Origin of the sequence: Mycobacterium sp., assembly GCF_035653355.1 — a bacterium.
Lineage (GTDB): Bacteria > Actinomycetota > Actinomycetes > Mycobacteriales > Mycobacteriaceae > Mycobacterium.
Genome location: NZ_DASRBZ010000545.1, coordinates 1 through 8,586 on the forward strand (window position 1 = coordinate 1; position 8,586 = coordinate 8,586).

General features: G+C 62.6%; 8 protein-coding genes and 2 pseudogenes. 3 read left to right on the forward strand and 7 right to left on the reverse strand.

Going from position 1 to position 8,586, the window contains the following annotated elements:
* Positions 1 to 156 precede the first annotated feature (156 nt).
* The 3 genes and pseudogenes from VFA16_RS18660 to VFA16_RS18670 all read right to left on the reverse strand — a co-directional run.
* Positions 157 to 1,359, reverse strand: a complete 1,203-nt coding sequence (locus tag VFA16_RS18660) for an amidohydrolase family protein (protein ID WP_324969243.1) — start codon at positions 1,357 to 1,359, stop codon at positions 157 to 159.
* Positions 1,360 to 1,395: 36 nt separating this feature from the next.
* Positions 1,396 to 2,253, reverse strand: coding sequence for an enoyl-CoA hydratase (locus tag VFA16_RS18665; protein WP_324969244.1), 858 nt, complete (start codon positions 2,251 to 2,253; stop codon positions 1,396 to 1,398).
* Between the two features lie 135 nt (positions 2,254 to 2,388).
* Positions 2,389 to 3,024: pseudogene (locus VFA16_RS18670) on the reverse strand (dihydrodipicolinate synthase family protein); the annotation flags it as partial.
* A gap of 161 nt (positions 3,025 to 3,185) precedes the next feature.
* On the opposite strand from VFA16_RS18670, the gene tnpA reads away from it, so the two are divergent.
* On the forward strand, positions 3,186 to 3,530 hold the full coding sequence (gene tnpA, locus VFA16_RS18675; RefSeq protein WP_324969245.1) for an IS200/IS605 family transposase: 345 nt from the start codon (positions 3,186 to 3,188) through the stop codon (positions 3,528 to 3,530).
* The gene (locus VFA16_RS18680) at positions 3,530 to 4,708 is read left to right on the forward strand and encodes a transposase (RefSeq protein ID WP_324969246.1); all 1,179 of its coding nucleotides are present in this window, start codon (positions 3,530 to 3,532) and stop codon (positions 4,706 to 4,708) included. Before tnpA ends, VFA16_RS18680 begins: the two co-directional genes overlap by 1 nt.
* A 73-nt stretch (positions 4,709 to 4,781) precedes the next feature.
* Here the strand turns inward: VFA16_RS18680 and VFA16_RS18685 are convergent, their stop codons facing one another.
* Positions 4,782 to 5,579, reverse strand: a complete 798-nt coding sequence (locus VFA16_RS18685; protein ID WP_324969247.1) for an SDR family NAD(P)-dependent oxidoreductase — start codon at positions 5,577 to 5,579, stop codon at positions 4,782 to 4,784.
* 174 nt (positions 5,580 to 5,753) lie between these two features.
* Here VFA16_RS18685 and VFA16_RS18690 point away from each other — a divergent pair, with 174 nt between their 5' ends.
* Positions 5,754 to 6,563 (forward strand): TetR/AcrR family transcriptional regulator C-terminal domain-containing protein, encoded by an 810-nt coding sequence (locus VFA16_RS18690; protein WP_324969248.1) that lies wholly within the window; start codon positions 5,754 to 5,756, stop codon positions 6,561 to 6,563.
* Between the two features lie 15 nt (positions 6,564 to 6,578).
* Here the strand turns inward: VFA16_RS18690 and VFA16_RS18695 are convergent, their stop codons facing one another.
* From VFA16_RS18695 to VFA16_RS18705, 3 genes and pseudogenes are all read right to left on the reverse strand, one after another.
* A complete protein-coding gene (locus VFA16_RS18695; protein WP_324969249.1) occupies positions 6,579 to 7,454 on the reverse strand; it encodes an enoyl-CoA hydratase/isomerase family protein in 876 nt (291 codons plus the stop codon).
* A complete protein-coding gene (locus tag VFA16_RS18700) occupies positions 7,451 to 8,278 on the reverse strand; it encodes a FadR/GntR family transcriptional regulator (RefSeq protein WP_324969250.1) in 828 nt (275 codons plus the stop codon). Before VFA16_RS18700 ends, VFA16_RS18695 begins: the two co-directional genes overlap by 4 nt.
* Position 8,279: 1 nt before the next feature.
* Positions 8,280 to 8,586: pseudogene (locus tag VFA16_RS18705) on the reverse strand (hypothetical protein); the annotation flags it as partial.

Consider the following 8,586-nt stretch of genomic DNA (forward strand, 5'->3'; position numbering starts at 1 on the left):
AACCCGTTGCTGCTCAGGAAGTTGGCGAATCGCGTGGTGCGCTGCGCCGACTCGCCGAACGTGCTTCGTCGGTCAGCGCACACCGTCATCAGGCGGTCCGGAATGACATCTGCGATGGTATCCAGCACGGCACCCATCGTCCATTCGGGCATGACGCTACGCCGCCGCTGCCACCTTGACGCCAAGGAGATCTAATGCATTCTCGCGCATGATCTTTCGTATGTCGGTCGCGCTGAATGTTGTCAGTTCGTCGGCAAAAGCCAGCGGTGACTCCAGACCTTCGCCGTGCGGCCAGTCGGAACCGAACAGAATGCGCTCGACTCCGATGGTCTGGGCAAGCGCCGGAAGATCATCCTCGTAGTACGGGGCGATCCACACGTTGTTGCGCAACTGCTCCACCGGATCTTCGCGGAAGTGCTGGGGATAATTGTTGGCCGCCTTCTTGAGCCGTTTGATCAGCCGGTACACGAAGTAGGAGCCGTTCTCGATGCTGGCCGCCCGCAGTTTCGGGTGGCGGGTGAAGACCCCGTGCACGATCATTGAGGCGATTGTGTCGTGGATCGCACGGTCATCGAGGAGTACCACGTCCAGTGGATCCTTGGCGCCGAATCCCTCGAACGTCGACTTGCCGCCCCACATCGCTGCGATCTGCAGATAGCCGCTGTCGCTCAGGTGGAAGCCCACCGGCACGCCGGCCTCGGCCAACCGCGCCCACACCGGATCGTGGATGGGGTCGCCCAGGGACCGCGGTTTGACCGCACCGGGCACCGGGGCCGGGCGTACCAATACCATTTTGGCGCCGCGCGACAACACGAATTCGACTTCGGCGACGGCCTTTTCGGGATCGGCCAGTGAGATGATCGGCGCCGCAACAATTCGGTGATCAGGCCGGTCGAAGCCCCAGTCGTCGTCGAGCCACAGGTTGAATGCGTGCACCGACGCCATGGTCGCCTCGATGTCGTGTTTGAGCGCTTCCTCGACGCCGCACGCGAACGTCGGCAGCATGAACACCGTCTCGATGCCCTGTTCGTCCATCACGGCGATGCGGGCGTCGCGGTTCTGGTATTCAGGGTGCTCTGTCAGCCGCTCGACCTTCATCAGCGAGGCCGGGTCGACGCCGTCGGGAACCTCGCCACGGAACAACAGGTCTAGGCAGCCCGGCACGATGATCGGGTCGAAGGTCGGATTAGGGATGAAGTGGTTGACCCGCTCTCCGATGACGGCAAAGGTGTGTTTGCCGTCGGTAAGCATCTGAACGCCACGGCGCTTGAACTTCTTGTCCAGATGACGGGTGAAGGCATCCAGCGGCTCGTAGTAGTGGTTATCGACGTCAATTGCCTTGTAGCCCAAGCTGGTCATGATCATCCTTTCCGGTACCGCAAGCTGTCGCCACCCTTATTCGGATGGGCCCAGCCCCGGGAAATTTGGCGCCCGTTTTTCGAAGAAGCTCGTGATGCCCTCGATGACGTCGGGCCGCAACAGCGACGCGTGGAGCAATGCCTCGGCTCGTGCGGTCGCGTCCTCGACGTCTCGTGTGGCATCACCGTAGGCTTGCCGCTTGATGACAGCCATCGAAGCCGGCGAGCAATTGCGCGCGATGTCCTCCGCGTAGTCCATGACACGCAGCATCAACTGGTCTGGCGCGACGACCTCCTTGACCAGACCCAGCTCGGCCGCCTCGTCGGCGAGGAAGGTGCGGCCGCTCACCAGCAGATCGAGTGCGACACCCCAGCCGGTCAACCGCGGCAGAATCCAGGAGACGCCGTACTCCGCAATCAAGCCTCGGCGCGCGAACGACGCGGCGAATTTTGCGCCGGCGGCCGCGAACCGCACATCACACATCAGCGCCAGCGTGAGCCCGATGCCCACGCAGGAACCATTGATCGCGGCGATGACCGGTTTGCGCAGGGTCGTCAGGAAATGGGGCTGCCGTTCGCCGACCAACTCGCTGAGGGCCCGCTGGTCGGTGTTCTCCAGCGACTTGCCGACCGTTTCCATCGAGCCCAGCTGGGCCCCCGCGCAAAACGCCTTACCGCTACCGGTCACCACGATCGCTCGGACGGCGGCATCGTCGTCGGCACGTTCAAGGCTCGAATAGAACGCGGCGGCAATGTCGCCGCCCCACGTGTTGAGCCGCTCCGGCCGATTCAGGGTAAGCACCGCGACACCGCTGTCCGTGGTCTCGTAGCGCACCGCGTCGTCCTGATCGGCGGGTGCGCCGGCCGCAGCAGCGACGTCGTCGGCGGTGCTCATCGGAGCGTCTCCTCATTCCCGGGCCGCTGACTCCAGCGTCTTTGTACCCATACTGTATACCTATCGGTACAGCATTCTGCAACTACTCAGAGCCCGGTACGACCAGGCTAAACCGGACGCACGAACACTTGTTACTTACCGCGTGATGAGACCGAGGCCTCGATAGGCATTCTCGATCTGTTCTTTAGCCGCCGCAGGCAATTCGGCTTGCGGAGGCCGGGACTGCGGATAGTCCCCCACTGGCAGGCCAAGAAGCGATGCCGCGTATTTGAATGCACCGCCCCAATGGGTGAAGTAATCGGATCGCGCGGGATAGCAGGTGAACCAGGAACCGAGGTCGATGTCGAACTGGTCCAGACCGGAATCGCGCCCGTAGTCCATCGCTTCGACGAGCTTGTCGTTGAGGATCAGGTCCCAGTACTCGGTAAGCAAGCGCCGCTCGGGAGTTTCGAATAGGTACCCGGCGGTGCCTAATTGTGCGGGACAGACGATTCCGGCGCGTAGCCACCCGGCGCGATACACCGTTTTGTCGCATTCCCATATCACCAGACCGTGCGCCATCTCGTGCAGCACGCGACTGGCGGCAGGCCGGAAGGCGCCCTCCTTGGTTGCGCAGACGGCGGGCAGCTCCTGATAGATCTGAGCGCTTTCCGCCGGTGTCAACACGTAGCCCGACGACGGCGAATTGAACATGCCCAGCGCGATATCCGTGCGGTCGGCGATGTAGCGGAAGAACCGCAGCACACCTTCGCCCCCGTGCACTTCCATCAGTATGCCCGGAGGCGACAAGCCGCTTGAGCCGTCGGGATCGACAGGTGACAGCGATCGGGATCGCAAGTTTTGTCGGTCTCGTCCCATAGAGTGCGGGGCATGTCGCAGCGCCGGTTTCATCGCACACCGGGTGGAGTGTGCTCGCTCAGGCTGCACCTGGCGTGGTGTCCAAAATATCGACGCCACGTTCTGCGTGGGCGGGTAGCGACCCGCTGTGGCGAGCTGCGGAGCAGATCGCCGATGAGCATGGCTGGGAGATCGTGGCCAAAGAGATGATGCCCGATCAAGTGCATGTGTTTGTGCGGGTAGGACCGGCCGATGCGCCAGCGTCGATGGTTCGGGCATTTAAGGGCCGCAGCGCACGTGTGCTGCGGGCCGAGTTCCTGTATCTGCGGTGGTTTGCGAAGGTGTTGTGGTCACCGTCGCATTTCGCCGCCTCGGTCAGGTATGTGTCGGAGTCGACGGTGCGTCGTTACATCGAACACCAGTGGGACGCGGTGGCTTGATGCGCCGCTCGTATGTGTTTCGGCTGCGGCCCACGGCCCGCCAGCATGTGGCGTTGGCGCAGTGTCTGGACGCACACCGCGAGTTGTACAACGCGGCGTTGCAGGAACGCCGGGATGCGTGGTCGCACAGCAAGACCCGCATCTACTACGGGGATCAGTCGGCACAACTGACCGAGATCCGGGAAGCATGTCCGGATCAGGCGGTGTGGTCGTTTTCGTCTCAACAGGCCACCCTGCGCCGATTGAGTAAGGCGTTCGACGGATTTTTTCGCCGGGTCAAACGCGGCGAGACCCCCGGATACCCTCGATTCAAGGGCAAGGCCCGCTTCGACAGTGTGGAGTGGCCCAAAGACGGTGACGGTGCTCGCTGGCTGCCCAATCACAATCGCGTGTATCTGCAGGGTGTCGGTCAGGTCAAAGTCGAGTTACACCGCCCGGTGGTGGGTCGGGTGAAGACGATCCAGACCAAGCGCCAAGGGCGGCGCTGGATGCTCGTCTTATCCTGTGACGACGTACCTGTGGTCCCGCTACCCAAAACCGGGCGCAAAGCAGGGATCGATGTCGGAATCGCGAGTTTCGCGACGACCAGCGACGGTGAGCATATTTACAACCCACGCTGGGGCCGCGCCGCCGAAGAGAAATTGGCCGCCGCCCAACAACGGCTGCAGCGCGCCCAGCGCGGCTCAAAGAACCGGCAACGCAAGCGCGAAACTGTGGCTGCGCGGCATCGCAAGATTGCCCACCAGCGCAAAGACTTTCACCATAAACAAGCTCGCACGCTTGTGGAGCGTTACGACGTGTTGGTGGTGGAGGATCTTAAGATCGCCAACATGCTGCGGCGGGCTAAACCGGTGCCCGACCCCGACAACCCAGGGCAGTTCCTCAAGAACGGTGCCCGGGCGAAATCCGGGCTGAACAGAAGTATCAGCGACGCGAGCTGGGGAGGTTTCGTCTCAAAGCTGCGCGCCAAAGCGGAAGAAGCTGGGCGCGTCTGGATTGAGGTCGACCCCTGGCACACCTCCGACGGCTGCGAGAAATGTGGGCACGCAGCCCCGGAGAACCGCGTTACCCAAGCGGACTTTGTCTGCCAGCGATGCTCACATCGCGCCCAGGCTGACGAACACGCCGCCCGCAACATACTACGGGCTGGACTGGCCCTTCGCGCGCCAGCCGCGTGAAAAGAAGCCGGGCGCTTCCAGCGGTCGGAGAAGTCACCATCGGGGTCTGGATGTTGTAGTCCCCCTCCCGTCGTCAAGTGAAGTCGGAACCACCGTCGACGTTGACGTTGGCTCCCGTCATGTAGGAGTTCCGTCGCGACGCCAAAAACGCCACCACAGGCCCGATTTCGTCCGGTAGGCCGGCGCGCGGCAGGTGGGCGGGATGCCCGAAGTGCTTGTCAATGGCGTCCATCAGCTGGTAGGGGTCGTCGCCGTCGACTCCGACCGACTTCGCCCAACCGACCAGCGACTCGGATGCGATGCTGCCCGGAGAGACGACGTTGACCAAGATCTCGTCCTTGGCCAGCAGCAAAGACAAGTTCTTGGAGATGCTCGTCAATGCTGCTTTGGCGGCGGTATAGGCGGGCAGCACGACACTTTGCCGCTGGGTTGAGTGTGCCGAGAAGTTGACGATCCGCGCCCAGCCGGCCTTGCGCAGCAGCGGAAGTGCCGAACGAACACAGTGCACCATGCCCATCACACCGTCGTCGAAAGCGTGGCGCCACTGCTCGTCGGTAAGGTCCTCGAAGCTGCCGACCGTTCCCGGACCGACCGCGTTGACGAGCACGTTGAGTTCGCCGCTCCACCTGCCGCCGAGTTCGGCGAACACCTTGTCGACCTGTCCGGCGTCACGGACGTCGGCGACCAGGCCGAGAGCATCCGGGCTGCCCTGCTGACGTAGCTCCACGGCCGCCCGGTCCAAGTCGGGCCGCGATCGCGCGACGACGGCCACCCGGGCGCCATCGGCTGCCAGGCACCGCGCTGTGGCTAGTCCCATCCCCCGCGCCCCGCCGACCACCACCGCGGTCGCGTCTTTCAGCCCTAAATCCATCGGTATGCCCGCTCGCCATACACTGCTCCGCAGCTACCAAAAAGCCTACGATAGGCATTACAGTAGCAGAGGGAAGCGCCGACACACCCGCGTAGCCGCAGTTCAGGCCACAACTACCGGTAGATTCGGTTACGCCGGCTCGCAGCGCGGACTGCGTGAGCAGTATTGAACTTGATGGAGGTGCCCGCAGTGGCAAAGCAAGCTACCGCAGACAAGCGTCAGCGACGCGAACGCGGATCCATCAATCCTGACGACATCATCAACGGCGCTTTCGAACTCGCAGAGCAGGTATCGATCGACAACCTGAGCATGCCGCTGCTCGGAAAGCATTTGGGCGTCGGCGTCACAAGCATCTACTGGTATTTCCGCAAGAAGGACGACCTGCTCAACGCGATGACCGACCGCGCGTTGCGTAAATACGTGTTCGACACGCCATACGTGGAGGCAAGCGATTGGCGTGAGACATTGCGGAACCACGCTCGCTCGATGCGGAAGACGTTCATCGGCAACCCAATACTGTGCGACCTGATTTTGATCCGGTCCGCGCTCAGCCCCAAGGCAGCCCGTCTGGGCGTGCAAGAGATCGAGAAGGCTATCGCCGGTCTGGTTGAGGCGGGCTTGTCGCCCGAAGAAGCCTTCGACACCTACTCCGCGGTGTCGGTGCATGTGCGGGGATCAGTGGTTCTGCATCGGTTGCACCAAAAGAACCAGGAGAGCGAGAACGGGGCACGCACCATCGAGGACGCCATGGTCATGGATCCAGAAACCACGCCGCTGCTCGCTCAGATGACTGCGAAAGGCCACCACATCGGCGCCGCCGACGAGACCAACTTCGAATACGGTCTTGAGTGCATTCTCGACCACGCGGCCAGGATGATCGAGCAGGGTACGAAGTCGTCTGGCCGTCCGCGAAAGGCGACTAAATCGGTTGCCCCGCGACGTAAACCGTCGATGCCTCGAGGACGGACCAAAACGTCGCGGTAACGTGCGGCTAATCGCTTACGGCGCTTCGGGTTCCGGTACGTGGAAGTGTTCGTCGCGGAGGCGGAACGCCTCCTTCGTACCGTGTTGTGCTCGCGTCTTGACAAAGTTGAATTCGCCGGGCGCGAATTGCAGGTTCGTCCCGAACGCGTGGAACAGATAGCTCGCCACTTCCTCTGCCTGGTAGGCCTGGGTCTGTTCGACCAGACGGAACGCCTCCTTGGCAATCACGACGCCGTCGGCCGGCATTTTTGCCGCCTTCTCCGCCCAGTAGCGGGCACGCGCGGAGACCATAGTCGGATCGCATGTGTCGGTGAAGATTCCGAGATGCTCGACCGCGCCGGCATCGATGATGTCACCGGTCAACAGCAGGCGCCGCGCAAGAACCGGTCCCAGCCGGTGAAAGAACATGTGCAAGCTGCCCAGCGCTGGACCGAGGAAACGCGTCGCCGGCATACCGATCTTGGTGTCGCGCGCGATCACGGAAATGTCGGTCATCAGCGCCAGCTCGAACCCGCCGCCCAGGGCGTATCCGTTGATCTCGCCGACCGTGACCTTGGGGAAACCCATGAAATTGTGGTAAAAACCGAACGACTTGCGGTCGACTGTAAGCCGACGTCGTTGACTGGGCCGACTTTTCGTGGGCTTGTTTTCGGAGCCATACCAGCCGTAGGCGTTGTTCATGTCGGCGCCGGTGCTGAAAACTCCGTCCGCTCCGCGCAGCAGCACCACGGTGATGCCGTCGTCTTCGGCCACCCGATCCAGGTAGCGCGCGATGGTGTCACGCATGCTGGCGTCGTAGGAGTTGCGGTGCTTCGGGTTGTTCAATGTGATTGTGGCGATTCGCTTGTCGGCGTCGACGTCGAACAGCACGCGATCGTCCGATGCTGTCATGTATCGGACTCCTTCCTGCTCAGTGGTCGCCCGTTGTGGTGCAGGCGGAGGTCCAAAACTGCGCTTGACATCAGCTTGGCCTCGATGGTCTTGTCAGCGCCGAAGGCGAGCGTATTGCGACGCGCTGCGGCAAGGTGATCCTGCGCCACCCGCACCGCTCGGGCGGCATTGCCGTCACTGATGGCGTCGAGCAGCCGCTGATGATCACGCAGTGCGGCTCGTCTGGTCTTGCCGCCCATCGGTGCCGGGTCGCCCTCGCCGTTCCACACCGACGACTCATGGGCTGACCAGATCAGCTCAAGCGAACCGATCAGCAGGATCATCGGTTCGTTACCGCAACGCGACACCAGCGTTTCATGGAACCGCCGGGCATTCGGCACATACTGTGACGCGTCGTCAAATTGCTTGATTTGAGCGTCGATTTCACCCTGTAGATACGGCACCACTTCGGTCATCCGGTCTTCGCGTGCAGCGCACATCCCCGCGCAGATGGGCTCTAAGTGCATCAGAGCCTCGCTGACATCGGCGGGCGTCGCCGAGCGCGCCTGCAGCACCATGCTGATCATGTGGGCGGTGCGTTCGGCGGTTGGCAGGTGGACGACCGCCCCGCCCAGGTTGCCGCGACGAACCGAGATCAGCCCGTCGGTCTCCAGAATGTGGATCGCCTCCCGCACCGCTGGAGGACTCACGCCGAATTCTGCGAACAGGCTTTCCTGCGACGGCAGAATGTCGCCTTCCTTGAGCCGACCGGACAAGATATCGTCCCGCAGCCGCGACGCCACGATTTCCGCCACCCGCGGCTGACGAATGCGTTGCCCCACCATGTCAGGTTTTCTCGGGTCGCCGCTTGCCGAATAGGGATCCGGCCAGCTTGTCCGGAGACAACGCCAACGTGTTGCTCTTTCCAATGGACAGCACTTCGCCATCGAGCAGTAGCCGCGCCGTCGATTCGATGCCCCGGTCGACCTCGGTGCGCGCGATGTCGAACTGCAACTCAGTGAGGATCGGGGTCGGCCGGCGAAATGTCAGCTGTAGTGAACGGGTCTTGCCCGACAGCCTGGCGGCACAGTTGTGGTGTTGGATGACGCAGTCGAAGAAGACGCCCAGGAACCCGCCGTGCACCAGACCCGGC